Source organism: Arthrobacter sp. CJL-S3 (genome assembly GCF_056711635.1).
Genome location: NZ_CM160046.1, coordinates 3,600,253 through 3,623,111 on the forward strand (window position 1 = coordinate 3,600,253; position 22,859 = coordinate 3,623,111).

The following is a 22,859-nucleotide window of genomic DNA, read 5'->3' on the forward strand; positions in this document are numbered from 1 at the left end:
GTCGTTAGCGGGCCGTCCGGCGTCGTGTGGCGGCCAAGAGGACGCCGCCCAGCAGGATCGCACCGCCGGCAAGTCCCGCCGTCGGGAGCAGGGAAGCGGCGCCGGTGTCCGGCAGCTGGCCGGAGGCGGCCGGAAGGACCGGGTTCACGGCCTCCGCAGGATCCGCCGGGGCCGCCGGTGCTGCCGGTGCCGCCGGTGCCGCCGGCGGGACAACGATCCCGGCCGGCACAACTGGCTCGACCGGGACCACAGGTTCTGTCGGCACGAAGGGCTCGACCGGCACAACAGGCTCCACCGGCACAACGGGCTCGACCGGCACAACAGGCTCCACCGGCACGACGGGCTCCACCGGCACAACGACCGGAGCCTCAATGGTGAAGGTCCGGCTGACCGAGGGGCTGTCGACCTTGCCCGGGGAGGTCTGGACGGCGCTGATGCTGAACCGGCCGGGTTCGGTGTCCTCGACGGGGATGGTCCATTGGCCGTCCGCCGCAACGACTGCTGAACCGGTGATGTCGCCGGTGAGCTTCACCGTGAGCCCGGGGGTTCCGGTGCCGTCGATGCGGGTAACGCTCTCCAGCGCCGCGCCCTCGGCCGGCGTGGTGATCTCCGGGGCGTCCAGGTCTGTGATCTCGACCGCCAGGGAAACTTTGCCGGAGCGGCTGAAGCCGTTCACCGTTTCCGCCGCGAATTTCAGCTTGCCGTTGCTCCCCGGTGCGGGGAAGGACCAGTTGCCGGCAGCGTCGACCGGCACGTCCAGCGTTTCTTGGTCAGCTGGCTCATCGAAGGTGATGCGGACCTGCGAGTTGGCGGCAACCGCCGACGCCGGGGCCGCGGGGACCCGGCCCGTGATGGGCTGGCCAGCCAGAACGGTCAGGTCTTCAGGTGCCGCGAGCTCCGGCTTGTTCAGGAACAGCTGGAGCTGCACGGGGGTCGGGAACTTGGTGAGGGCGTCCTCAAGGCTCGTGGCGATGGCGAAGTTCTCCCCGGACGTCTCGCCGGCCGAATGGGTGCCGACGGCGAAGTTGCCGCTGATCCAGGGTCCGCCGGAGTCTCCCCCGCGGGACTGGACGTTCCTGGACAGGAAACCGCGGAAGGCCCGGAGGTCCGCGGATGCGGTGGTTCGTCCGCCCACCACGTAGATGCCGGTTTCCTCCACCTGGCCGCAGGACCAACCCGCGGTCCGTCCGGAGCGGCACACTTCCTGGCCCTCGAACGGGGCCATCATTCCGATGATCTTCACGGCGGTGGCGCCCGGGTTCGCGGCGTCGGCCCAGGTGGTCGCGGCCGGCTGCAGGTTGATGCGGCCGTCGAGATCCTCGATGACGGCGATGTCGGTGCCCACGTTGCCAGGAATGTCTTCGGTGCCGGTGATCCAGGAGTTCAGCGGTCCGCCGAACTGGCTGAAGCCGAAACTGCCGAGCGGGGCGAGCATGCCCGCCCGGGGCGCCGACCCGCCCGCCGTGGCGGAGGTCGGCGGCTCAAGCTCCGCGATCAGTGCCGCGCCGTCCTCGGCGCAGTGCCCCGCCGTCAGCACCACCGGAAGTCCCGTCGCGCTGAACGCGCCAAAACCCGTCGAGCAGATGGTCCGCCGGTCTATGGCGATTCCCTCCCCGCCAAAAACATCCGCTTCGGTGGTGACCGGGGAGCCCAGCTCGAGCTGGACGTTGCCGTAGCGGGCCACGAAGTCAGCCGGGGAAATCTTCCCGGCTACTGCGGAAGTGGCCGCGGGCTCGGACGCCGTGGCAGTTTGCTCGGGTGCGGTTGCCGGGGCGGTCTGCTGGTCCGGGACCTGCGTCGGGCCGGCTTCGGCCGCGTTCGTGCCGCCGGTGCGGATGACGAAGTTGCCCCCGGAGTAGGCCACGGCCTGCAGTCCGGCCGGCCCGACGTCGCGGACATAGGCCTGAAACAGCTGCTCGGTGCTGGACGCGAGCAGCTCCGCAGGCGTTGGAACGGCGGAGGAGGCGGCCGACGGGGCGGCGGAGGAGGCGGCCGACGGGGCGGCGGAGGAGGCGGCCGACGGAACGGTGGAGGAGGCGGCCGGCGGGGCGTCCGAGGCCTCATCCGGGGCGTCCGACGGGACGGCCGAGGGCTCATCCGCCGGAGCAGCCGAGGAGTCAACGGCCGCGGTGGTGGGTGCCTCGACAGCCGGTGCGACGAGGACGAACACTGCCGCGCTTCCGGGCCCGTTCAGTTCATCCACCCGGGCCTGCAGTTCGGCGCCGCTGCCTTCGACGAGAATTTTGCCGTCCCGCAGGCTAATGCCCAGGTAGCCGGGAAGCTCCTGCAGGGACGGAAGGGTGTCGGCGGCGGTCCGGCCCAGCTGGCCCGCGGCGTTGAACTCCTCAAGCGTCATGCCGAGGTCGCGCCGGAGGGCTTCGGCCAGCCCGGCGTCGCTGATGTTCGGGGCCGCTGCCGGCACCGTCGCAGGAACCGGCCCACCCGTCGTCGGCCCATCCGGCGCCGCCACACTGGAGTCCGCCGCCGACGGCGACGCCGTCGAAACGGGTTCCGGTACCCCACCTTCGGCCAGCGCGGGCAGGGCGTGGAACGAGCCGGCGAGCGCGAGGGCGGCAGCCGCCACCGCCCGCACAGTCAGCTGAAACTTCGGTGTCATCACCCGGGTTACTCTAGCGCCCCAATTTGGCCAGAATGGCAGACACCTCCGGGTCCGTTACCCCATTGTGGCGAAGGAACTCCCCGGTCCTCACATGGCGCACAAACCGCAGCAGGCTTTCCCGCCGTGTTTCGAGCAGCGGCGCGAGGACCTCCTCGGGCAGATAGCGCTCGTGCGGATGCGGGACCGCCGACACCCGGTGGTGTTCGTTGATGCCCCGCACGGCCCGCTCGTAGCCCCGGGCAATGGCGTCCTCACCGGCCCCGGCGAGGTCCTGGAGCATCGCCGCGATCATCCCGCTGCGGTCCCGGCCGGCCGAGCAGTGGATCACGACGCCGCCGCGCGCCTGCGCCACGGCTTTGAAGACCCCGGCGAGCTTGTCCGGGAAGATCCGGGCATTGTCCGCGTACGACGCCGGATCGTTCAGGTACGGGACGCAGAGCTCACGGAATTCGCTGTTGCCGGGGTCCTCGGTGGGGGCGTGCACGACGTCGAACGCCGCCAGGGTCCCGGCGCTGACCCGGGGATCCGTCTCGCGTCGGCGGATCTCGTCCGGGTTGCGGAGGTCGATCACCGTCCGGATGCCGCCGTCGTACGCCTGCTGCCACCCGGCGTCGGTGAGCCACTCGCGGCGTCCCATCCGGAACACGCTGCCGGCGACGTGCCAGGCGTTGACCGCCCCGTCCCAGTCCATGGCTCCGGGCCGCGCACTCCCCCGAGCTGGGCCACCGGGCACGGCAGGAATCGTCATGCTGACAGCTAAGCACACGCGCCGGCGCCAATCCACGGGCAGAATTCTCCGAAAGTTCGCCCCGGCGGGGCCCTGGGGCATGGTGCCGGGTTCAGGCGCGCGAGTAAGGTGGCGGTGAACCCGGTAGCCGCCGGGCTCTTTTTTCAGCTCGCCGGCCGCCGGGACTGACTCCTCATCACGGCACGGGGCGCTGAACCAGCGTGCTACTGAGGGGAAACACCATGGGAACTCTGAAACTTCGACGCCGGCGAACGGCTTTGGGAGCCGGTCTCGCCACCCTGGCCATGGCGGCCGGACTGGCGGCGGTCCCGGCGCAGGCCGTGGACAAGACGACGTACGTGGCGCTCGGCGACTCCTACGCCGCCGGACAGGGCGCGGGACCGTACCTGGACAGCTGTTACCGCAGTGATAACACCTATTCCGAGCTCGCGGCCGACACCAAGGCCGTCAAGCTGGTCAAGAACGCGGCCTGCAGCGGCAAAACCACCCAGGAAGTCGTGAGCACCCAGCTGGGTCGGCTGAACAAAAGCACCGAGCTGGTGACCATCACGGCCGGCGGCAACAACCTCGGGTTCGGCGCTATCGTCACGGCCTGCGGCGCGGTCATGGTCAATCCCACCGAAGCGGCGGCCGCAGCGTGCGATAAAGCCAGCGCTGACGCGGCGGTCATGATCGGCAGCGGCCAGCTGGCCGCGGAGGTGGCCTCGATGATCCAGAGCGTGAAGGCCGCCGCGCCCAACGCCGAGATTGTCGTGACCGGCTACCCCTACCTCTACGATCCGGTACCCCTCAACACGGCCGATCCGATGTCCGTGTTCATCTCCCAGGCCACACAGCTCGCTGACGGGCTGAACGCCTCCATCGCCGGCGCCGCCCTGGCCACCGGTGCGGAGTACGTTGACGTCAGGGCCGTTTTCGCCGGCCACGGCATCAACTCGGCGACACTGGACCCGTGGATCAACCTCGACTACGCCAACCTGGGCAGTCCCGACAACTTCCACCCGAACGATGAAGGCTACAAGGCGTACTACGCGTCGATGAGCGCCGCCGGGGCCTACTCGGTTCGCTAAGGCACGCTGGTCCAGGCTGGCCGGGCTATTACCGCCGGGCCAGCCTGGACTCCAGGGCGTTCCGGACCATGGGCCACTCGTGTTCCAGGATGGAAAACACCACGGTGTCCCGCAGCGCGCCGTCACTGCTGCGGGTGTGGCTGCGGAGCACACCGTCCTGTTTGGCGCCCAGCCGCTCGATCGCCTCGCGGGACTGGTGGTTGAGCCAGTGCGTCCGGAACTCGACGGCGGGGCAGCCCAGCGTTTCGAAGGCGTGCCGCAGCAGCAGCAACTTGGAGTCCGGGTTGCTGCCGCTTCCGTGCGTGGACGCCGCATTCCAGGTCGAGCCGATCTCCACCCGGGGCGTGGCGGCGTCGATGTTCATGTAGGTCGTCATGCCGATCACGCGGCCCGGTCCGCCGGTCGCGGGGTCCATCAGGCGCGTCGTGAAGGGCAGCATGGAGCCGCTGTCCTGCAGGGCCAGCCGCCGCTCAATCTCCGCGGCCATCTGCTCCGGGCCGGGCACGGACGTGTACCAGAGGCGCCACAGTTCGCCGTCGCGGGCCGCCTCGACGAGGCCGTCGTGGTGGTCCGGACTCAGCGGCTCAAGGACGACGAATTTGCCGGTCAGGGTGATGGGGGCGATGGCGGGCCGGTCCAAGGAAGTCACCGCACCATCCTAGATGGCAGAGGTTCTGGTTAGGCTGGGGCCATGATCACAGTTACCGGCACCGTCCATACCGCCCTTGAGCCCGCCCGGGCCTTCGACTACCTGTCAGCGTTCGAGCACACCCCGGAGTGGGACCCCGGGACCCCCGTGGTGGACAAGCTCTCCGAGGGGCCGGTCGCCGTCGGGCACCGCTACCACGCGGAGGCAGAGTTCCGCGGCAAGCGCCAGGCGCTGACCTACGAGGTGACCGAGCTGACGGCTAACCGCATCACGCTGCGCGGCGAGAACAAATCAGTCATCTCCGTGGACACCATCGACGTGGCGCCGGCGGGGACGGGCTCCGAGGTGAAGTACACGGCGGAGTTCCAGCTCAAGGGCTTGCTCAAGGTCGCCGAGCCCTTCGTCCGGCCCGCGTTCCGCTCCCTGGCCGGCCCCGCCATGGACGGCATGAAGAAGACCCTCGACTCGCTGGCATCGCAGCAGCTGCGCGGTGGGGAATAGGAGCACACCATGACATCCCAGAATCCGGACCCCGCTGACAACAACCTCACCGGCCTTGAGCCGGGCGGCGGCGTTCCGCCCGGTGAGACACCACCGGGGGAAGGAACCTCGGTGGGACCGCAGGGACCGCGGATCCCCGAGGACCGCGGTTACGCGCAATACCTTTGGATCATCATGATCGCCGTGGTGGTGCTGTTCGTGCTGCTCTTCTTTGTCGGCTACATCGTCGGGATCCTCGACTGACCCCGCCGGACTCAATCGGTCCAGTCGAAGAAGCCCTTGCCGGACTTGCGTCCGAGTTCGCCGCGGGCCACCTTGTCGCGCAGGATCTGCGGCGGGGCGAAGCGCTCGCCCAGGGTGGAGGCGAGGTATTCGGCGATGCCGAGACGGACGTCCAGGCCCACGATGTCCGTGGTCCGCAGGGGTCCGGTGGGGTGCTTGTAGCCCAGGACCATGGCGTTGTCGATGTCCTCGGCGGACGCCACACCCTCCTCCACCATGCGCATCGCCTCGAGCGCAATCGCGACGCCCAGCCGTGAGGACGCGAAGCCGGGGGCATCATTGACGACGACGGCGGTCTTGCCCAGCACCTCGACCCAGCCGCGGGCCGCCTGGGCCAGCGGCTCGGAAGTGTGCTCGCCGAGGACGACCTCGATCAGGGTGGACGCCGGCACCGGGTTGAAAAAGTGCAGGCCCAGGAAGTTCTGCGGGCGCTGCAGCTCACGGGCCAGCGCGTTGACCGAGATGGAGGACGTGTTGGAGGCGAGGTAGGCGTCGTCGTCGAGCCGTTCCTCGATCCCGCGCAGCGAGGCGACCTTCAGGTCCCAGTCCTCCGGGACGGCCTCGATGACCAGCTGGCGGTCCTTGAAGTCGTCGTAGTCGACCGTGACCGCGAGCCGGGAGACCATCTCGTCGAGGTTGGCGTCGGTGGCGCCGCGCTCGATGCTCTTGGCCGCGGCGGATTCCACCCGCTCGCGGGCCGCCTCGGCCGCTTGCTCATCGCGCTCGACGACGAGGACGTTGGCGCCGTTGATCAGGAAGGCGTGCGCGATGCCGGCGCCCATCCGGCCGCCGCCCAGCACTCCAACAAAGTTGGGGAGGCTGCCGGCGGGAAGGTTCGCGGGAAGTACGGAGTTGCTCATCTTCAGTTCTTCTTCCGGTCTGGATCCTGCTCGGACTTCTTGGCTGACTTCTTTTCGGACTTTCGGTCGAGGAAAGCCTGCATGCGGTCGAACTTGGCCTGGGATTCGAAGAGGATCCCCTGGGCCAGCTGGTCGATCAGGGGGTGCGCCTCGGCGGGGGCGTGGAACACCGACTTGGTGATCCGGACCGCGAGGGGATCCTGCGCGGCGATCCGGTCGGCCAGGGCGTGGGCGGCCGCCATCAGCTCGGGGGCCTCGTGGATCTCGGTGATGAGGTTGACGGCGAGGGCCCGCTCGGCGCGCAGCACGGTGCCGGCGAGCAGGATTTCCTTGGCCACCGGCTCCCCCACGAGTTCCTTCAGCCGCCAGCTCGCCCCGGCGGCGGCGAGGATGCCCAGGCCGGTCTCCGGGTTGCCGATCCGCACCGAGGGTGTGCCGATCCGGAAGTCCGCGGCGTACGCCAGCTCGGCGCCGCCGCCCAGGCAGAAGCCGTCCAGGGCCGCGATGACGGGCATCGGCAGCTTCGCGATGCGCACGAAAATGGTGGAGTTGATGCCCTGCAGGGCGTCGTCGCGGCGGCGTTCGCGCAGCTGCCCGATGTCCGCCCCGGAGGCGAAGACGCCCTCCGTGCCGGCGATGATGAGCACCTTCGGGGTCTGCTCCAGCGCGGCGCAGACGGCGTGCAGCTCATCGACCATCTGCTGGTCGATCGCGTTGCGGACCTCGGGCCGGTTGAGGAGCACCACGAGCCGGTCCTCGCGCTCGTCGACCAGCAGGGTGCGGAAATCGTGCGGGTTCAGGCCCGTCGCGGCGGCGGCCACTACACCCGCTCCAGCAGCATCGCGGTGCCCTGGCCGACGCCGATGCACATGGTGGCGAGGCCGATCCGGGCGTCCTCGCGCTCCATCCGGCCCAGCAGGGTGATCGCGAGCCGGGAGCCGGACGACCCCAGCGGGTGCCCCAGGGAGATCGCGCCGCCGTCGCGGTTGACGATCTCGGGGTCCAGGCCGAGCCGGCGCATGGTGGCGAGCGACTGGGTGGCGAAGGCTTCGTTGAGTTCGACGGCGCCGAGGTCGCCGACGCTGAGGCCGGTCCGGGCGAGCACCTTCCGGGTGGCCGGGACGGGGCCGATGCCCATGATTTCGGGTTCGCAGCCGGCAGAGGCGCCGTCGATGATCCGGGCGCGCGGGGTGAGGCCGAGCCGTTCGATCGCGGCCTCGGAGGCGACGATGATGGCGGAGGCGCCGTCGTTGAGGGTCGAGGAGTTGCCGGCCGTGACGACCGAGCCGCCGGCGACGACGGGGCGGAGGGCCGCGAGGACGTCCATGGTGGTGCCGGCGCGCGGGCCCTCGTCGGTGTCGACGATCGTTTCGCCCTTGCGCCCCTTGACCGTGACCGGGACGATCTCGTCGGCGAAGCGGCCGGCGGCGATGGCCGCGAGGGAGCGCTCGTGCGAGCGGACGGCGAAGGCGTCGGCGTCCTCGCGGGTGATGCCGTCCACGCGGGCGACTTCCTCTGCCGTTTCCGGCATGGAGTAGGTCATCTTGCCGCCGCGGGAGAGCTCGCCCTTCCGGAACAGCGGGTTCACGAAGCGCCAGCCGATGGAGGTGTCGAAGATTTCGCCGGGTTTGGCGAAGGCCGTCCGGGGCTTCTCCTGGACCCAGGGGGCGCGGCTCATGGATTCCACACCGCCGGCGATCACGATGTCCGCGGCGCCGGACTTGATCATGTGGCTGGCCATGATGATGGCGCTCAGGCCGGAGGAGCAGAGCCGGTTCACGGTGATGCCGGGGATGTGCAGCGGCAGGCCGGCCAGGATGGTGGCCATCCGGGCGACGTTGCGGTTTTCCTCACCGGCGCCGTTGGCGTTGCCGAGGATGACCTCGTCGATGCTCTCGGGGTCCAGCCCGGCCCGGGCCACGGCCTCGCGGACCACCAGGGCGGCCAGGTCATCGGGGCGGACCGCGGAGAGTGCCCCGCCGTACCGGCCCACCGCAGTGCGGGCGCCGCCTACGAGAAATGCCTGTGGTCCTGCTGCTGCTGATGCCATGGGTACACCCTTCACGCGATAAACGTCTCTGTCATCGAATCTGCCATCGAAAGAACTCCTGGCGGCGGCGTCCGCGTTCGACCCCGGCGCGCCAATTTACTGACCGTTCGTTCTATAAAGATTACACGGCGCGGCAAGGGGGTCAATCAAACCCCCGCCGGATTACGCGGGAACTGACTCGGGAACTTACGCGACGACGACGCCGAGGTGGCTCGCCATGAGCGGGGCGAGCAGGCCGAGCTGGTAGTCGTCGATCACGAGGCCGGCGAGGCTTTCCAGCCCGCTGATGGTGCGGATGTCGGTGCCGCGGATGTCAAAGTCCTTGAGCCGGGCGCCCGCGACGTCGAGGGTGCCGATGGTGCAGTTCTTCAGCGCCACCCGGGTCGCGGCGCAGGAACCGAGGTCCAGTTCGGCGATGATGCAGTCGCTGATCTGCACGTCCGTGAGCTTGGAGCCGCGGAGATTCACGTAGTCGAGTTTGCCGCCGTCGATCCTCACGGACTGCCAGCCGCTTTCGTAGAGCTCCGCGGAACCCCAGCGCGGGTTGCCGATCTCGACGTCGCGCAGCGTGCTCCGGGCCGCCATGAACACGGGGGCGTACAGCTCCGCCAGAATGCAGTCACGGAAGGTGGCGCCGCGCAGCTGGGTCTCATTGAAGGACACGCCCTGGAAGTCGCACTCCGCGAAGTCGGTGCCTGCCAGTTCCAGCCCGTCGGCGGAGGCCCTGCTGTACCGGACGCCGTCGTACCTCTCGCCGGACTGGAACTCCGGGGACGGGTCGTCCCGCAGCTCGGCCAGCCGGACCGGGCTGAGCCGCGGCGCGGTGACCTTCGGCGCCTTGGCCGCGGTGCCCCTGGCCACTAGAGCGACTCGGCCTTCGCCGCGATTTCCGCCAGGTCCTTGGCGAGGGCCTTGCGGGTGATGCGCATGCCCAATTTTCCGAAGACGGCCATTGCCAGCGTGTGCATCCGGGAGGGATTCTGGAGCTCGGCGCCGAACGTCATGGTCAGGTCCGTGCCGCCGTCGCGATCGGCCAGCGTCATGCGCGAGGTGTAGTCCGCCCCGCCCTGCAGCGCTTTCACCGTGGTGCTCCGCGGCGGATCGGCCTGGGACACCCACATCTCCACGGTTTCCGACCGCCCCATCATTTTGCGGGTCTCCTTCCAGCGCGTGCCCTCGCCGTAGGGACCGTCGCTGAGCATCTGGATCGAGTCGATGCCGGAGAGGGTCGCGGCCGAACCGGGAATGTCGGAGATGACCGCCCAGACCTTATCGGCCGGGGCGTTGACGTGCTGGGTCAGGCTGATCTTGTGGTCCATGGCATCGAGCCTAGCCCGGCTCCGGCGCAGATATCATCCCGCGGCGCGGACACCCCCGTGATGCCCCCTTGATTTAGTGCGGCGCGGACACCCCCGCGATCCCCTCTTGATGCCCTCTTGATTTAGTAAGCATGCTTTGTGTTAGTGTGAAGGGACGTTGAATTTCAACCGGAAACGAAAGGTGTTTGCACCATGGGTATCGGAGACAAGATTCAGAACGAAGCAGAGCACCTCGGCGGCAAGGCCAAGGAAGCTACTGGCAATGCCACGAACAACGACCAGTTGCGCGCCGAGGGCCAGAAGGACCAGGTCGTCGCAGACGCCAAGAAGGTCGGCGAGAACACCAAGGACGCCTTCAAGAAGGATTAGTCCTCACAAAAAGCGGCGGCGGTCATTCCTTTGGGGGATGCCCGCCGCCGCTTTTGTATGCCCGGGGGTTGGTGCCGCGTGGGCGGCTGCGCGCCGGGGCACCGATTCGCCACGAACGGCCGCTAAAGCACCCCGAATAGCCGCCATTCCCGTCAGATGGGTGAGGCGTAGGCGCGACCACCGCCCCAGCGGGAAGCCCGACCCCATCGATTTGCCACGAATGGCGGCCACCCACCTGACCCGCGGCGCACCCCCACCCATTCGCCACAAATGGTCGCTAAACCGTCCCGAATAGCGACCATTCTCGTCAGATGGGTGAGGCGTGGGGGGCGACCACCCGCCCAGCAGGACGCCCGACACCGTCGATTTGCCACAAATGGCGGCTATCCCACCCTAGATAGCCGCCATTCCCGTCAGATGGGTGAGGCGTAGGCGCGACCACCGCCCCAGAGGGAAGCCCGATCCCATCGATTTGCCACAAATGGCGGCTAAACCACCCTGACCCGTGGCGCATTCTCACCCATTCGCCACAAATGGCCGCTAAACCGCCCCTAATAGCCGCCATTCTCGTCAGATGGGTGAGGCGTAGGCGCGACCACCGCCCAGCAGGACGCCCGACACCATCGATTTGCCACAAATGGCGGCTAAACCACCCTGACCCGCGGCGCACCCCACGCATTCGCCACGAATGGCGGCTAAACCGCCCCGGATAGCCGCCATTCCCGTCAGATGGGTGATGCGTAGGCGCAGGGCCCTTGCCCGCTACGTGGGCGCGGCCGAGCCCCCGCGGCCTTACGCGAGGCCCCCTGAATCAACAACGGGGGGTTAAGCCAACAACGGCGGGCCCCGCACTGGGGGCCCGCCGTCGTCGTCCGCTTAGATGGTGCCTGTAGCGGTTAGTTGAAGAGTGCGTTCTTCGGTTCGTTGTTCTTGACCTTCTGCCAGCCAAGCCACAGCAGGAGCGAGAAGAACGGGATGGTCGCCAGGGTCCATAGGCCCAGGTGGAAGACCTCGCCGGTCTTGCTGGTCATGGTGTCGAAGCCGATCAGCACCGTGATGAGCAGCAGGGCAATCAGGCCGGCCCAGCTGGCCCAGACTCCGCCGGGTGCGGGCAGGGATGAGACCTTGCCCTTGGTCTTGCGCAGCGCGATCTGGCTGGCGAAGATGGCGCCCCAGGTGAAGATCACGCCGATCGACGCGGAGTTCAGCGCCAGGTCGAAGGCGTGCGAGCCGCCGAGCCAGATGTTGAGGAGGATGCCGACGAGGTAGACGCCGCCGATGGCCAGGATGGCCGCGTACGGCACGTGGCTCTTGGACATCTTGGTCAGCCACTCGGGAGCATGTCCGTTGTTGGCCATGGTGCGGAAGACGCGGCCGATCGAGTACAGGCCCGAGTTGCAGGAGGACAGCGCGGCGGTGATGACGATCATGTTCATAACATCGCCCATCCAGCCGAGGCCCATCTGGCCGAACACGGTGACGAACGGCGAGGTGCCGGCGACGTACTGGTCCGAGGGCAGGAGCATGGCCAGCAGGGTCACGGAGCCGACGTAGAACACGATGATGCGGAAGACAACCGCGCGGATGGCCTTGGGCACTTCCTTGGCCGGATCCTGCATTTCGCCGGCGGTGATGCCGACGAGCTCAATGCCGTTGTAGGCGAAGATGACGGCGTTCAGGACCAGGATCATGACCAGGGCACCCTTGGGGAACATGCCCCCTTCAGCGGCGAAGAGGTTGTTGACCGAGGCGTTGCCGTCGCCGACCTGGGCGTTGGTGATGACCATGAAGGTGCCCACGGCCAGGAAGATGAGGATGGCGCCGACCTTGAGGCAGGAGGCCCAGAACTCGAATTCGCCGAACGCCTTGACGCTCATGAGGTTCACGCCCACGAGCAGCAGCAGTGCCGCGATCGCGGACAGCTCGACCGGCACATTGGGGAAGAAGAACTGGAAGTACAGTCCGATGGCGATGAGCTCGGCGATGCCGGTCATGGCCCAGTTGATGAAGTACATCCAGCCGGACACATAGGCGCCCTTTTTGCCGAACATTTCGCCGGCGTAGCTGACGAAGGAGCCGGAGGTCTGGCGGTACATGATGAGTTCGCCCAGGGCGCGCATCAGCAGGTAGGCGATGACGCCGGCGATGGCGTAGGAGAAGATGAGTGCGGGGCCGGTGGAGGCCAGTCGTCCGCCGGCACCCATGAAGAGGCCGACGCCGATGGCGCCGCCCATGGCGATCATGGTGACCTGGCGGCCGCTCAGGGATTTTGCGTAGCCCTCGGCGCTGAGGGTCGAGTCGACGACGGCGGGTTGCGCCGTGGTGCTCTTAAGTTCTGTGGGCGTAGGTGATGGCACAGCTGTTCCTTGTAGGTCGGGGTAGGGCCGGGAAGTGACCGTGGATTCAAGTACACAGAATTCGGCCCGGAGCCCCTTGTGGGGGCCCAGACATGTACCGAACCTCACAAGGGTCGAAGCTCGCGCGGCTCATCCATCGTACTAGCCTTTGCGGCCTGTTCGTGACGCGGGATACACCCTGCGGGTACTTTGGCCAATTTATGGTGCACCTTGGGCTAAGTTTCCGAATTATGTTCGATTTCAGCATGGCTAGTCCCGACCTACCCGTCAGTTAGGACGTTGCCAGGTTTTCCGCCGCCGAATTAGGCCGCCGTCAGGCCAGGGCGCCGTCCCGCATCGCATAGCGGAGCCAGGTCCCGGTCCCGGCGCCGTGCCCGGCGCGGTTCGCCGTGCGGTTCCCGGCGTTGTTTTCGCGGGCGCACCTATCGAACCATTCCCCCAGCGCGCGATCGTGGCTGACCATGACCAGCGTCCCGGCGAAGTCCGAGAGGGCCGACTCCAGCTGTTCCACCAGGACGGGGGCCAAGTGGTTGGTGGGCTCATCGACGAGCATTGTCCCGTAGCCGCCCAGCAGGAGCCGGGCCAGCGCCAGCCGGCGCTGTTGCCCTGCGGAGAGGCCTCCCACCGGGACGTGGAATTCGCTGGTCCGGAAGAGCCCGAGCCGCAGCAGCGCCTCCGCGTGCTCGTCGATGTTGCCGCCCAGGCCCGCGGCGAAAGCCGGCAGCAGACGCAGCCCCGGGCGCTGCGGGAGCTCCAACTCCTGCTGCAGGTAGCCGATCCGGCCATGCCTCACCACGGTGCCCTGCGCCGGTTCCAGCGTGCCCGCCAGGACGGAGAGCAGCGTGGACTTGCCGGCACCGTTGGGGCCGGTGATGAGGATCTTCTGGCCCGCCACCACCCGGATGTCCGTCGGTTCCAGCCGGCCGGGGACCGTCACGCCCCGGGCTTCCAGCGCCGGCCCCGCAGCAACGTCCGCCCGGAGGTCCGTCTCCAGCTTCAGCGGCACCGGCGGACGGTCGATGGGGTTTTCCTCCAGCCGGCGGAGGCGCTCCTGGGCATTGCGGACCTTGCTGGAGGCCGCCTTCTGCCAGGTGCCGGCCTTGAAGTCGAAGCCCATTTTGTCGTTGTCGCGCTGGCGGGCGTAGCCCATCTTCCCCGCGACCGTGTCCGCCTGGAGCCGTTCGGCCGCCATCGCGTCCAGCCACCCGGTGTACTGCTGCGCCCAGCGCTGGCGTTCGGCGGCCTTCTCGTGCAGGTAGCCTTCGTAGCCGTTGCCGTAGCGGTTGACCGTCCGGCGTTCGGCGTCCACTTCGATCACGGTGGAGGCGACTTTGCGCAGCAGGACGCGGTCGTGGGAGACCACCACGACGGTTCCGCGGTGCGCCGCGAGCCGCGCCTCCAGCCAGGCCGTCCCGCTGGCATCAAGGTGGTTGGTGGGTTCGTCCAGGAGGAGGATGTCCGCGGGGTCGGCCATCACGCAGGCCAGTGCCACGCGTTCCTGTTCTCCGCCGGAGAGCGAGCCCAGTGTCCTCATCCGGTCCAGCCCGCCCAGGCCCAGCCGGTCAAGCGCCGCTTCCACCCGGGATTCCGCGGCGTAGCCTTCCCTGAGCTGGTACTGGGTCTGCAGGTTGCCGTAGCGCTCCAGGTCGTCCGCCTCGGCGTCGGCGAGCCCGTCCTCCAGGCGGTCCAGCTCGGCCTCCAGTTCGCGGAGGGATCCCAGGGCGGCGTCGATCGCGTTGCTCACGGTGAACGCGTCCGGCAGGCCCAGGGTCTGGGCAAGGTAGCCGACGCGGCCCCGGCGGACGGCGGTGCCCTCGTCCGGGGTCTCGAGCCCGGCCAGGATCCGGAGCAGCGTGGATTTGCCCGCGCCGTTCTCGCCGACGATCGCCACATGTTCCCCGGCGGTGATGGCCAGTTCGACGTCGGCAAACAGCTGGCGGTCCCCGTAGCCGTGGGATACGCCCGAAAGGCGGAGATGTTCGCTCAAGGAGTCCTCGCAGGTAGGTGGCGAGCCGGCCCGGCGGCGGCTTGCGTCGTCAAGTATGACACCGCAGGCTGTGACTGACCCGGCTGCCGCCGTCGGGCGCGGGTCTAAGACTGACCCGACTGCCGCCAGGGGGCAGGTCTGAGACTGACCCGGCTGCCGCCGTCGGCAGCCGCTCGCGCGGGCGCTCGCACAGGGCGTGCGGCGGCGCGGCGCCGTCGGGTCAGCTGGGCCCTGTCAGGCGGCGAGCGCGGCCGCTTTCCGGCGCCGGGCCATCGCCAGCCGCGTGCCGATGAGCCCCTGCCGCGGGCTGAACAGGTAGACGGCGGCGAACGCGGCCCCCTGCGTCAGGACCACCATGGCGCCGGAGGCGGTGTCGAGGTAGTAGCTGAAGTAGATGCCGGCGATGGAGCACACCGCCGAAATGACCGGGGCGATCACGAGCATGCGGGAGAACCGGTCCGTCAGCAGGTAGGCCGTGGCCCCGGGAATGATCAGCATGGCCACCACCAGCACCACGCCCACGGTCTGCAGCGCCACCACGGACGTCAGCGCCAGCAGGCCGAGCAGCAGGGCCCCGAGGCGCTTCGGGGACAGCCCGATCGCGTGGGCGTGCGTGGGGTCGAAGGCGTAGAGCGTCAGGTCCCGGCGCTTGAGGACCAGGATCGCGAACGTGACAACACCCAGCACCAGGACCTGGATGAGGTCCGGGACGCTGACGCCGAGCAGGTTGCCGAAGATGATGTGGTTGAGGTCCGTCTGGCTGGGCGTGACCGAGATAAGCACCAGGCCGAGCGCGAACAGGGAGGTGAACACGATCCCGATCGCCGCGTCCTCCTTCACCCGGCTCGTGTTGCGGACCACCCCGATCAGGGTCACCGCGATCAGCGCGAACACCAGTGCGCCCAGCGCGAAGGGGGCCCCGACGATGTAGGCGAGCACCACCCCGGGCAGCACGGCGTGGGAGACCGCGTCGCCCATCAGTGACCAGCCGATCAGCACCAGCCAGCAGCTCAGCACCGCGCAGACGATGGCTGCGAGCGCCGTGGTGACGATGGCACGGACCATGAAGTCATAGCTCAGCGGTTCCAGCAGGAGGTCGAAGAAATCCATGGCTCAGTTCCTGCCCGGCTGGTTGGCGACGTCCGGCTGGTTGGCGACGTCCGGCTGCTCGGGAAGGTCGCGGTTGAGGACGTCGAGGCCGAAGGCCATGGCCAGGTGCTCCGGCTGCAGCACCACCTCGGGCGGGCCGTGCATCAGGACCTTGCGCATCAGCAGCACGGCCTCGTCGCAGAGCTGGGGCAGCGCGTGCAGGTCATGGGTCGAGATGAGGATGGTGCAGCCGTCCGCGGCAAGTTCCTTCAGCAGGCGCGTCATCGTCGCCTCGGAGCGCTTGTCCACCCCGGCGAAGGGCTCGTCCAGGAGCATCATGGTGGCGCCCTGGGCGATCCCGCGGGCCACGAAGGCGCGCTTCTTCTGCCCGCCGGAGAGCTGGCCGATCTGCCGGCCGGCGAACTCGGAGAGTTCCACCCGGTCCAGGGCGAGGTCGACGGCGTCGCGGTCCGCCTTGGACGCACGGCGGGTGAAGCCCTGGTGCCCGTAGCGGCCCATCATCACCACGTCGCGCACGGACAGCGGGAACTGCCAGTCCACGTCCTCGCTCTGCGGGACGTAGCCGATGCCGCCCTTCTTCCGCGCCTTGGCCGGTGATTCGCCGTTGATCAGGACGCGGCCGGCGTCGGGCTTGACCATGCCCATGATCGCCTTGAACAGCGTGGACTTGCCGGAGCCGTTCATGCCCACCAGCCCGCAGATCCGGGCCGCCTCCACGGTGAGCGAGGCGGCGTCGAGCGCCAGGACCTCCCCGTAGTGGACGGTGACGTTTTCCACCAGAATGGCCGGATTGCTCATGATGCCGCTCCCGTCAGGCCTTCGGTGATGAGCTTGGAATCGTGCCGGATCAGGTCCAGGTACGTGGGCACGGGGCCGTCCGCTTCGGATAGCGAGTCCACGTACAGCACCCCGCCGAAAGTGGAGCCGGTCGCCCCGACCACCTGGCGCATCGGGGCGTCCGAGACCGTGGATTCGCAGAAGACCGCCGGGACCTTGTTGGCCTTGACGAATTCGATGGCCTTGGTGATCTGCTGCGGGGTGGCCTGCTGCTCGGCGTTGACGGCCCAGATGTAGACCTCGCGGAGGCCGGCGTCGCGCGCCAGGTACGAGAAGGCGCCCTCGCACGTCACCAGCGCCCGCTGCGCCTCGGGGACGGCGGCGATCTTCTGGACCATTTCATCCTGCACGGACTGCAGCTGGGCCTTGTACGCCGCACCGTTCGCCTCGAAGGCCGCCGCGTTCTCCGGATCCAGCTTCGAGAACGCCTTCACCATGTTGTCCACGTAGATCTGGACGTTGACCGGCGACATCCAGGCGTGCGGGTTCGGTTTGCCCTGGTAGGAGTCCTCACCGATGGAGAGCACCTCCACGCCCTCGCTCACCACGGCGTGCGGAACGTCCAGACCCTCCACAAACTGGGCGAACCAGGCTTCCAGGTTCAGCCCGTTGTCCAGGATCAGGTCGGCCTTGGACGCCTTGCGGATGTCACCGGGCGTGGGCTCGTAGCCGTGGATTTCGGCGCCGGCCTTGGTGATGGATTCGACCTGCAGCTTGTCCCCCGCCACGTTCTGCGCGACGTCGGCCAGCACGGTGAAGGTGGTCAGCACCACGGGCTTCTCGTCCGCGGAGCCCGGCCCCTGCCCCGGGATGGCAGCCCCGCAGGCAGCCAGGGACAGTCCGAGCAGAACGGCGGCGACGGCGGCTCCGGCAGTACGACGGCGACGTGTTCGGCCGACAACTTTGGCGGACCGAAACAAATTATTAGGCATACCGAATATTATACGGGACCCGGCCGTCCGGCCGCGGCGCTAGGCTGGTGACATGGGCACTGTTCTCCGCACACCACCGGCACCGCGGCCGGAACTTTACCGGTTCTCGCGGCTCGATTACATCACCGCGGGCCTGTACGTGGCGGTGGCCGCGTTCTTCGCCGTGGCCGGCGGACTGCTGGTCCCGCTGCTGCTCGAACTGTCCCCGAACCCGGCGGTCGCGACCTACGGCGTCAACCTGGTCTTCTACGGCATCATCGGCATCCTGGCCCTGGCCGCCGCCCGGCACGTCGCCGCCCGGGACCTCAGGGTGCTCGCCACCAGGCCCTGGTTCACCGTGCTGATGGTCCCCGTCGCCGTCGTGGCCATGATGATCCTCACCGCGGTCCTGGTCGCCATCACCGGGCCGCCGGCGACCTCCGCCAACCAGGCCGGCCTGCAGGCGCTGATGCAGCAGGTGCCGGCCTGGCTGATGGTGCCGCTGCTGGTGATTGTGGGGCCCTTCGTGGAGGAGTACATCTTCCGCCACCTGCTGATCGGCAAACTCAGCCGGCGGGTCAACATCTGGCTGTGCTGCTCACTGTCCGTGGTGCTGTTCGCGGCCCTGCACATCGTGGGCCAGGAGGACCTGAGCCTGCCGGTGCTGATGCCGTACCTCGCCATGGGCGCCGTGCTGGTGTTCGTCTACGTCTGGACCGGCAGGAACGTTATGTTCGCCTACTTCGTCCACGCCTCCAAGAACCTGCTGGCGGTCATCTTCATCTACGCCATCCCGCCGGAACTGATGGAGCAGCTCCAGCAGATGCAGGGCTGACCCAGGGGCGGGAAGTTCCGTGGGGACCTTCCGCGGCGCGCGCCGACGTCGTAGTTTCTATCCATGACACTGAACATCCAGATCGCCGTCGACTGCCGGGACCCGCATGCGCTTGCCGACTGGTGGGCCGAAACCCTCGAGTGGGCCGTGGAGCCGCAGGACGAGTCCTTCATCCGTTCGATGATCGCGCAGGGCTTCGCCACGGAGGCAGAAACCACGACGCACCACGGCAGGCTCGTCTGGGGCGCCGGGGCCGCCATCCGCCCGCCCGAGGAACTCGACGCCACGCCGCCCGCCCGCCGCATCCTCTTCCAGACGGTCCCGGAGGAAAAGACCATCAAGAACCGGATCCACTGGGACGTCAACCTGGCCGGCGCGGACAAGGACGCGGCGCGCGCCGCCCTCGAGGCCCGCGGCGCCACGTTCCTCTGGACCGCCAGCCAGGGCCCGCATTCCTGGCACACCATGGCGGACCCGGAAGGCAACGAGTTCTGCATCAGCTGAGGCGATTACTAGACTCGGTCTGTGAGCAACGAAATCCCCGCCAAGGTGTCCGACGTCTTTGACCCCACCCGCTGGCGCACAGTGTCCGGCTTCGACGACTTCCAGGACATGACCTACCACCGGCAGGTGGAGCGTTCCGAGGACGGCAGCGTGGTCAAAGACCTCCCGACCGTCCGCATCGCATTCAACCGGCCCGAGGTGCGCAACGCCTTCCGCCCCGGCACCGTGGACGAGCTGTACCGCGCCATGGACCACGCCCGGATGAGCCCGGACGTGGCCACCGTGCTGCTCACCGGCAACGGCCCCTCCGCCAAGGACGGCGGCCACTCGTTCTGCTCCGGCGGGGACCAGCGGATCCGCGGCCGCGACGGGTACCGGTATGCAGAAGGGGAGACGAAAGAAAGCATCGACCCAGCCCGCGCCGGCCGGCTCCACATCCTGGAAGTCCAGCGGCTGATGCGCACCATGCCCAAGGTGGTTATCGCCGTCGTGAACGGCTGGGCCGCCGGCGGCGGGCACTCGCTGCACGTCGTCTCGGACCTGACCATCGCGTCCCGCCAGCACGGCAAGTTCAAGCAGACCGACGCCACGGTCGGCAGCTTCGACGCCGGCTATGGCTCCGCGCTGCTGGCCCGCCAGATCGGCCAGAAGGCAGCCCGCGAGATCTTCTTCCTGGCCCGCGAATATTCCGCCGAGGACATGGTCCGGATGGGGGCCGTGAACGAGGCCGTGGACCACGCCCGGCTCGAGGACGTGGCGCTGGAATACGCCGCCGACATCGCCCGGCAGTCCCCGCAGGCCCTCCGGATGCTCAAGTTCGCCTTCAACCTCGCCGACGACGGCCTGGCCGGCCAGCAGGTCTTCGCCGGCGAGGCCACCCGGCTGGCATACATGACGGACGAGGCCGTGGAGGGCAAGGAAGCCTTCCTGGAGAAGCGCGATCCGGACTGGTCCAGCTTCCCGTACTACTTCTAAGGCGGCCCTCATGACTTCCGGAGCAGCGACTTCCCAGCCCCCGAACATCGAGCCCGCGCTCAAGGCCCTGGCGGATGCCCTCCACGGTGAGGGCCCCGCCGTCGAACTCTCCGCCGACGAGGACGGGAACGTGGTGGTTACCGCCGTGGACACGCCGGGCTATGAGGACGCCGCCGTGGTGGTCCGGACCTCCGGCTCCACCGGCACGTCCAAGGCGACGGTCCTGACCGTGGATGCGCTGGCGGCGTCCTCGGTGGCGACGGCGTTCGCGCTCAAGGGCGAGGGCCAGTGGCTGCTCGCGCTGCCCGTGCAGTATGTCGCCGGCGTCCAGGTCCTGGTGCGCTCGCTGTTCGCCGGCACCCGGCCGTGGGCGATGGACATGTCCAGCGGATTCACCCCGGAGGCGTTCACCGCCGCGGCCCTGGAGCTCACGGACAAGATCCGCTTCACGTCGCTGGTGCCCACCCAGCTGCAGCGGCTGCTGGACGCGCCGGCGGCCGACACGCTGGCCGTGCTGCGCCGCTTCAACGGCATCCTGCTCGGCGGCGGCCCCGCCTCGCCCGAACTGCTCGCCGCGGCGCGGGACGCCGGCGCCCGCGTGATCACCACCTATGGCTCGGCCGAGACCTGCGGCGGCTGCGTGTACGACGGGTTCCCGCTCGAGGACGTGCTGGCCCGGGTGGAGGGCGACGGCCGGATCCTGCTCGGCGGCGCCACCCTCGCGGCCGGCTACCTCGGCGACCCCGGGCTCACCGCCGGCGCCTTCTTCGAGGAGGATGGCGTCCGCTGGTACCGCACCAGCGACCTCGGCACCATCGACGCCACCGGGAAGCTGACCGTGCTGGGCAGGGCCGACGACGTCGTCATCACCGGCGGCGTGAAGGTCTCCGCCGCGCACGTGCAGGCGGAGCTGGAGAAGCTCGACGGCGTGCGGGCCGCCTTTGTCGCCGGGGTCCCCTCGGCCGAATGGGGCCAGGCCCTCGCCGCCTACGTGGCGCTCGCCGACAGCTCCCCGGACAGCCTCCGGGACTTCACCGCGGGCGCGGCCTGGGCGCCGGCGCTGGGCACGCTGGCCCCGAAGACCGTGCTGGCCGCCGGTGACCTGCTGATGCTGCCGAACGGGAAACCGGACCGCCTGGCGATGACGGTTCGGCTCACCGAGCTGCATCAGGGAAAATAGACAGTCCGGGCACTCCCGGTTTCGCTAAACCAACACGAGGTACTGACCGTGGCAACAGCCGCTCAATGGATCCAAGGCGCCCGACTGCGCACCCTGCCGGCCGCGATCGCGCCTGTCCTGATCGGCACCGCGGCCGCGTACGAGCTGGACGCCTTCCTGCCGCTCCACGCCGTGCTGGCCGCGCTGGTGGCCCTGCTGCTGCAGGTCGGCGTGAACTACGCCAACGACTACTCCGACGGCATCCGCGGCACCGACGAGGACCGGGTGGGCCCGCTCCGGCTGGTGGGCTCCGGCGCCGCGAAGCCCGAGCACGTCAAGTACGCCGCGTTTGCCGCGTTCGGGCTGGCGATGGTGTTCGGCCTGGCCCTGGTCATCCTCTCGCAGACCTGGTGGCTGATCCTGGTGGGCCTGGGCTGCGTCCTCGCGGCCTGGGGCTACACGGGCGGGAAGAACCCCTACGGCTACATGGGCCTGGGCGATTTGTTCGTCTTTGTGTTCTTCGGTCTGGTCGCCACGCTCGGCACCACCTACACGCAGGCCGGCCAGATCAGCCTCCCGGCCGTCATCGGCGCCATCGGCACCGGCCTGATCGCCTGCGCGCTGCTCATGGCCAACAACGTCCGCGACATCCCCACCGACCGGAAGGCCGGGAAGAAGACGCTGGCCGTGCGGCTCGGCGACAAGCATGCCCGGGAAGCCTACGTGCTGATGCTCGCCGTCGCGATCCTGCTGCCGATTGTGCTGGCTCCGACCCGGCCGTGGATGCTGATTGTGCTGCTGCTGATCCCGGCCAGCCTGATGCCGTCCTGGCTGATGATCTCCGGGCGGCGCCGCAAGAGCCTGATTCCGGTGCTCAAGCAGACGGGGCTGATCAACCTCGGCTACGCGGTGCTGTTCTCACTGGGCCTGGTCCTGAGCCACGGGTTCTAGGGGCGCAAATACGCGTTGCCTCCCAGGGGGACCGTGTGACAGCCTCGAAGTGATCCCGTCGCCGGGACGACGACGGGCGGCACAGGAAAGAGCACGGCATGGGACTCATCCATATCGACCTGTTCACCACGCTCGACGGCGTCGCGCAGGCACCCGGCGGGCCGACCGAGGACACTGACGGCGGCTTCGCGTTTGGCGGCTGGCAGGCGCCGCTCCTGGACGAGGTCGTCGGCGGGCAGATCGACTCCGGGATGGCCGGGATGGACGCGCTGCTGTTGGGCCGCCGGACCTACGACATTTTCGCCGGGTACTGGCCGAACGCGCACGGGGACATCGCGCGGCTGTTCAACCGCCTCCCCAAATATGTGGCCTCGCACCAGACGCCGGCCCTCGAGTGGGCCAACTCCACGCTGCTCGGTCCTGATGTCGTGGCCGCCGTGCGGGAACTGCGCGACCGGCACGAGAACATCCACGTCATCGGCAGCCTCAACTTCGTGCAGACCCTGTTCGCCGAGCGGCTCTTCGACCGGCTCAACCTCTGGGTGTACCCGATCCTCCTCGGCGGCGGAAAGAAGGTCTTCGCCGGCGGGGTGGTGCCGACGAACCTCAGGCTCATCGAACCGGTCGTCGCCTCACCGAAGGGTGCGGTGCTGCAGCGCTACGCGCTCGCCGAGGGCACGCCCGGAGTCGGCGACATGTCCGCCGTCGACCAGGGGAGCTAGGGGCAGGGGCCGCAGTTCGGTGGTTGCTACTTGTCCGGCGGTC

The 22,859-nt window shown here is 68.7% G+C and carries 23 protein-coding genes; 10 read left to right on the forward strand and 13 right to left on the reverse strand.

The features are described from left to right. Positions 1 to 4: 4 nt before the first annotated feature. Both AC06G6_RS16480 and AC06G6_RS16485 read right to left on the reverse strand, forming a co-directional pair. Positions 5 to 2,617: a hypothetical protein gene (locus AC06G6_RS16480; protein WP_479823806.1), complete on the reverse strand. Its 2,613-nt coding sequence runs from the start codon at positions 2,615 to 2,617 to the stop codon at positions 5 to 7. A gap of 13 nt (positions 2,618 to 2,630) precedes the next feature. Next, a complete protein-coding gene (locus AC06G6_RS16485; RefSeq protein WP_479823808.1) occupies positions 2,631 to 3,311 on the reverse strand; it encodes a tyrosine-protein phosphatase in 681 nt (226 codons plus the stop codon). Between the two features lie 278 nt (positions 3,312 to 3,589). On the opposite strand from AC06G6_RS16485, the gene AC06G6_RS16490 reads away from it, so the two are divergent. Then, positions 3,590 to 4,438 (forward strand): SGNH/GDSL hydrolase family protein, encoded by an 849-nt coding sequence (locus tag AC06G6_RS16490; RefSeq protein ID WP_479823810.1) that lies wholly within the window; start codon positions 3,590 to 3,592, stop codon positions 4,436 to 4,438. A 28-nt stretch (positions 4,439 to 4,466) separates the two neighbouring features. Here AC06G6_RS16490 and AC06G6_RS16495 read toward each other — a convergent pair whose 3' ends face one another. Next, positions 4,467 to 5,087: a GNAT family N-acetyltransferase gene (locus tag AC06G6_RS16495; protein ID WP_479823812.1), complete on the reverse strand. Its 621-nt coding sequence runs from the start codon at positions 5,085 to 5,087 to the stop codon at positions 4,467 to 4,469. Between the two features lie 42 nt (positions 5,088 to 5,129). Between AC06G6_RS16495 and AC06G6_RS16500 the strand changes: the two genes are divergently transcribed. Further along, positions 5,130 to 5,588 carry an SRPBCC family protein gene (locus tag AC06G6_RS16500; protein WP_479823814.1) on the forward strand — a complete coding sequence of 153 codons (459 nt, stop codon included), beginning with the start codon at positions 5,130 to 5,132 and terminating at the stop codon, positions 5,586 to 5,588. A 9-nt stretch (positions 5,589 to 5,597) separates the two neighbouring features. Continuing rightward, on the forward strand, positions 5,598 to 5,831 hold the full coding sequence (locus AC06G6_RS16505; RefSeq protein WP_479823816.1) for a DUF6480 family protein: 234 nt from the start codon (positions 5,598 to 5,600) through the stop codon (positions 5,829 to 5,831). Between the two features lie 11 nt (positions 5,832 to 5,842). On the opposite strand, the gene AC06G6_RS16510 is transcribed toward AC06G6_RS16505, so the two are convergent. The 5 genes from AC06G6_RS16510 to AC06G6_RS16530 form a co-directional block, all read right to left on the reverse strand. Next, positions 5,843 to 6,730, reverse strand: a complete 888-nt coding sequence (locus tag AC06G6_RS16510; RefSeq protein ID WP_479823818.1) for a 3-hydroxyacyl-CoA dehydrogenase family protein — start codon at positions 6,728 to 6,730, stop codon at positions 5,843 to 5,845. Between the two features lie 2 nt (positions 6,731 to 6,732). Next, the gene (locus AC06G6_RS16515; RefSeq protein ID WP_479823820.1) at positions 6,733 to 7,551 is read right to left on the reverse strand and encodes an enoyl-CoA hydratase/isomerase family protein; all 819 of its coding nucleotides are present in this window, start codon (positions 7,549 to 7,551) and stop codon (positions 6,733 to 6,735) included. Beyond that, entirely contained in the window at positions 7,551 to 8,780 is a 1,230-nt protein-coding gene (locus AC06G6_RS16520) for a thiolase family protein (protein ID WP_479823821.1), read from the reverse strand. The genes AC06G6_RS16515 and AC06G6_RS16520 overlap by 1 nt, the downstream gene beginning before the upstream one ends. A 186-nt stretch (positions 8,781 to 8,966) precedes the next feature. After that, positions 8,967 to 9,641 carry a pentapeptide repeat-containing protein gene (locus AC06G6_RS16525; protein ID WP_479823823.1) on the reverse strand — a complete coding sequence of 225 codons (675 nt, stop codon included), beginning with the start codon at positions 9,639 to 9,641 and terminating at the stop codon, positions 8,967 to 8,969. Further along, positions 9,641 to 10,099: an SRPBCC family protein gene (locus tag AC06G6_RS16530; RefSeq protein WP_479823825.1), complete on the reverse strand. Its 459-nt coding sequence runs from the start codon at positions 10,097 to 10,099 to the stop codon at positions 9,641 to 9,643. The genes AC06G6_RS16525 and AC06G6_RS16530 overlap by 1 nt, the downstream gene beginning before the upstream one ends. Positions 10,100 to 10,291: 192 nt before the next feature. On the opposite strand from AC06G6_RS16530, the gene AC06G6_RS16535 reads away from it, so the two are divergent. Then, the gene (locus AC06G6_RS16535; RefSeq protein WP_224047463.1) at positions 10,292 to 10,468 is read left to right on the forward strand and encodes a CsbD family protein; all 177 of its coding nucleotides are present in this window, start codon (positions 10,292 to 10,294) and stop codon (positions 10,466 to 10,468) included. Positions 10,469 to 11,364: 896 nt separating this feature from the next. On the opposite strand, the gene AC06G6_RS16540 is transcribed toward AC06G6_RS16535, so the two are convergent. The 5 genes from AC06G6_RS16540 to AC06G6_RS16560 all read right to left on the reverse strand — a co-directional run bounded on the left by AC06G6_RS16540 (position 11,365) and on the right by AC06G6_RS16560 (position 17,691). Beyond that, on the reverse strand, positions 11,365 to 12,825 hold the full coding sequence (locus AC06G6_RS16540) for an amino acid permease (protein ID WP_307461285.1): 1,461 nt from the start codon (positions 12,823 to 12,825) through the stop codon (positions 11,365 to 11,367). A gap of 313 nt (positions 12,826 to 13,138) precedes the next feature. Beyond that, the gene (locus AC06G6_RS16545) at positions 13,139 to 14,812 is read right to left on the reverse strand and encodes an ABC-F family ATP-binding cassette domain-containing protein (RefSeq protein WP_479823828.1); all 1,674 of its coding nucleotides are present in this window, start codon (positions 14,810 to 14,812) and stop codon (positions 13,139 to 13,141) included. Between the two features lie 234 nt (positions 14,813 to 15,046). Continuing rightward, positions 15,047 to 15,922, reverse strand: coding sequence for a metal ABC transporter permease (locus tag AC06G6_RS16550; protein WP_479823830.1), 876 nt, complete (start codon positions 15,920 to 15,922; stop codon positions 15,047 to 15,049). A 3-nt stretch (positions 15,923 to 15,925) separates the two neighbouring features. Then, positions 15,926 to 16,720 carry a metal ABC transporter ATP-binding protein gene (locus AC06G6_RS16555; protein WP_479823832.1) on the reverse strand — a complete coding sequence of 265 codons (795 nt, stop codon included), beginning with the start codon at positions 16,718 to 16,720 and terminating at the stop codon, positions 15,926 to 15,928. Continuing rightward, the gene (locus AC06G6_RS16560; RefSeq protein ID WP_479823833.1) at positions 16,717 to 17,691 is read right to left on the reverse strand and encodes a metal ABC transporter substrate-binding protein; all 975 of its coding nucleotides are present in this window, start codon (positions 17,689 to 17,691) and stop codon (positions 16,717 to 16,719) included. Before AC06G6_RS16560 ends, AC06G6_RS16555 begins: the two co-directional genes overlap by 4 nt. Positions 17,692 to 17,743: 52 nt before the next feature. Here AC06G6_RS16560 and AC06G6_RS16565 point away from each other — a divergent pair, with 52 nt between their 5' ends. The 6 genes from AC06G6_RS16565 to AC06G6_RS16590 all read left to right on the forward strand — a co-directional run bounded on the left by AC06G6_RS16565 (position 17,744) and on the right by AC06G6_RS16590 (position 22,816). Continuing rightward, positions 17,744 to 18,505: a CPBP family intramembrane glutamic endopeptidase gene (locus AC06G6_RS16565; protein WP_479823834.1), complete on the forward strand. Its 762-nt coding sequence runs from the start codon at positions 17,744 to 17,746 to the stop codon at positions 18,503 to 18,505. A 63-nt stretch (positions 18,506 to 18,568) separates the two neighbouring features. Continuing rightward, positions 18,569 to 19,009: a VOC family protein gene (locus AC06G6_RS16570; RefSeq protein ID WP_479823836.1), complete on the forward strand. Its 441-nt coding sequence runs from the start codon at positions 18,569 to 18,571 to the stop codon at positions 19,007 to 19,009. A gap of 21 nt (positions 19,010 to 19,030) precedes the next feature. Further along, complete coding sequence (locus tag AC06G6_RS16575) at positions 19,031 to 19,984, forward strand: 1,4-dihydroxy-2-naphthoyl-CoA synthase (protein WP_479823837.1); 954 nt, start codon at positions 19,031 to 19,033, stop codon at positions 19,982 to 19,984. Between the two features lie 10 nt (positions 19,985 to 19,994). Beyond that, positions 19,995 to 21,164, forward strand: coding sequence for an AMP-binding protein (locus AC06G6_RS16580; protein WP_479823838.1), 1,170 nt, complete (start codon positions 19,995 to 19,997; stop codon positions 21,162 to 21,164). A gap of 48 nt (positions 21,165 to 21,212) precedes the next feature. Then, positions 21,213 to 22,094, forward strand: a complete 882-nt coding sequence (locus AC06G6_RS16585) for a 1,4-dihydroxy-2-naphthoate polyprenyltransferase (protein WP_479823839.1) — start codon at positions 21,213 to 21,215, stop codon at positions 22,092 to 22,094. 98 nt (positions 22,095 to 22,192) lie between these two features. Beyond that, positions 22,193 to 22,816, forward strand: a complete 624-nt coding sequence (locus AC06G6_RS16590; RefSeq protein ID WP_479823841.1) for a dihydrofolate reductase family protein — start codon at positions 22,193 to 22,195, stop codon at positions 22,814 to 22,816. Positions 22,817 to 22,859: the final 43 nt, after the last annotated feature.

Excerpts from the sequence above, each read along its gene's own strand:
- AC06G6_RS16480 (WP_479823806.1), bottom strand. The coding sequence starts at position 2,617 with ATGACACCGAAGTTTCAGCTGACTGTGCGGGCGGTGGCGGCTGCCGCC.
- AC06G6_RS16485 (WP_479823808.1), bottom strand. The coding sequence starts at position 3,311 with ATGGACTGGGACGGGGCGGTCAACGCCTGGCACGTCGCCGGCAGCGTG.
- AC06G6_RS16490 (WP_479823810.1), top strand. The coding sequence starts at position 3,590 with ATGGGAACTCTGAAACTTCGACGCCGGCGAACGGCTTTGGGAGCCGGT.
- AC06G6_RS16500 (WP_479823814.1), top strand. The coding sequence starts at position 5,130 with ATGATCACAGTTACCGGCACCGTCCATACCGCCCTTGAGCCCGCCCGG.
- AC06G6_RS16505 (WP_479823816.1), top strand. The coding sequence starts at position 5,598 with ATGACATCCCAGAATCCGGACCCCGCTGACAACAACCTCACCGGCCTT.
- AC06G6_RS16510 (WP_479823818.1), bottom strand. The coding sequence starts at position 6,730 with ATGAGCAACTCCGTACTTCCCGCGAACCTTCCCGCCGGCAGCCTCCCC.
- AC06G6_RS16520 (WP_479823821.1), bottom strand. The coding sequence starts at position 8,780 with ATGGCATCAGCAGCAGCAGGACCACAGGCATTTCTCGTAGGCGGCGCC.
- AC06G6_RS16530 (WP_479823825.1), bottom strand. The coding sequence starts at position 10,099 with ATGGACCACAAGATCAGCCTGACCCAGCACGTCAACGCCCCGGCCGAT.
- AC06G6_RS16535 (WP_224047463.1), top strand. The coding sequence starts at position 10,292 with ATGGGTATCGGAGACAAGATTCAGAACGAAGCAGAGCACCTCGGCGGC.
- AC06G6_RS16550 (WP_479823830.1), bottom strand. The coding sequence starts at position 15,922 with ATGGATTTCTTCGACCTCCTGCTGGAACCGCTGAGCTATGACTTCATG.
- AC06G6_RS16555 (WP_479823832.1), bottom strand. The coding sequence starts at position 16,720 with ATGAGCAATCCGGCCATTCTGGTGGAAAACGTCACCGTCCACTACGGG.
- AC06G6_RS16560 (WP_479823833.1), bottom strand. The coding sequence starts at position 17,691 with ATGCCTAATAATTTGTTTCGGTCCGCCAAAGTTGTCGGCCGAACACGT.
- AC06G6_RS16565 (WP_479823834.1), top strand. The coding sequence starts at position 17,744 with ATGGGCACTGTTCTCCGCACACCACCGGCACCGCGGCCGGAACTTTAC.
- AC06G6_RS16570 (WP_479823836.1), top strand. The coding sequence starts at position 18,569 with ATGACACTGAACATCCAGATCGCCGTCGACTGCCGGGACCCGCATGCG.
- AC06G6_RS16580 (WP_479823838.1), top strand. The coding sequence starts at position 19,995 with ATGACTTCCGGAGCAGCGACTTCCCAGCCCCCGAACATCGAGCCCGCG.
- AC06G6_RS16590 (WP_479823841.1), top strand. The coding sequence starts at position 22,193 with ATGGGACTCATCCATATCGACCTGTTCACCACGCTCGACGGCGTCGCG.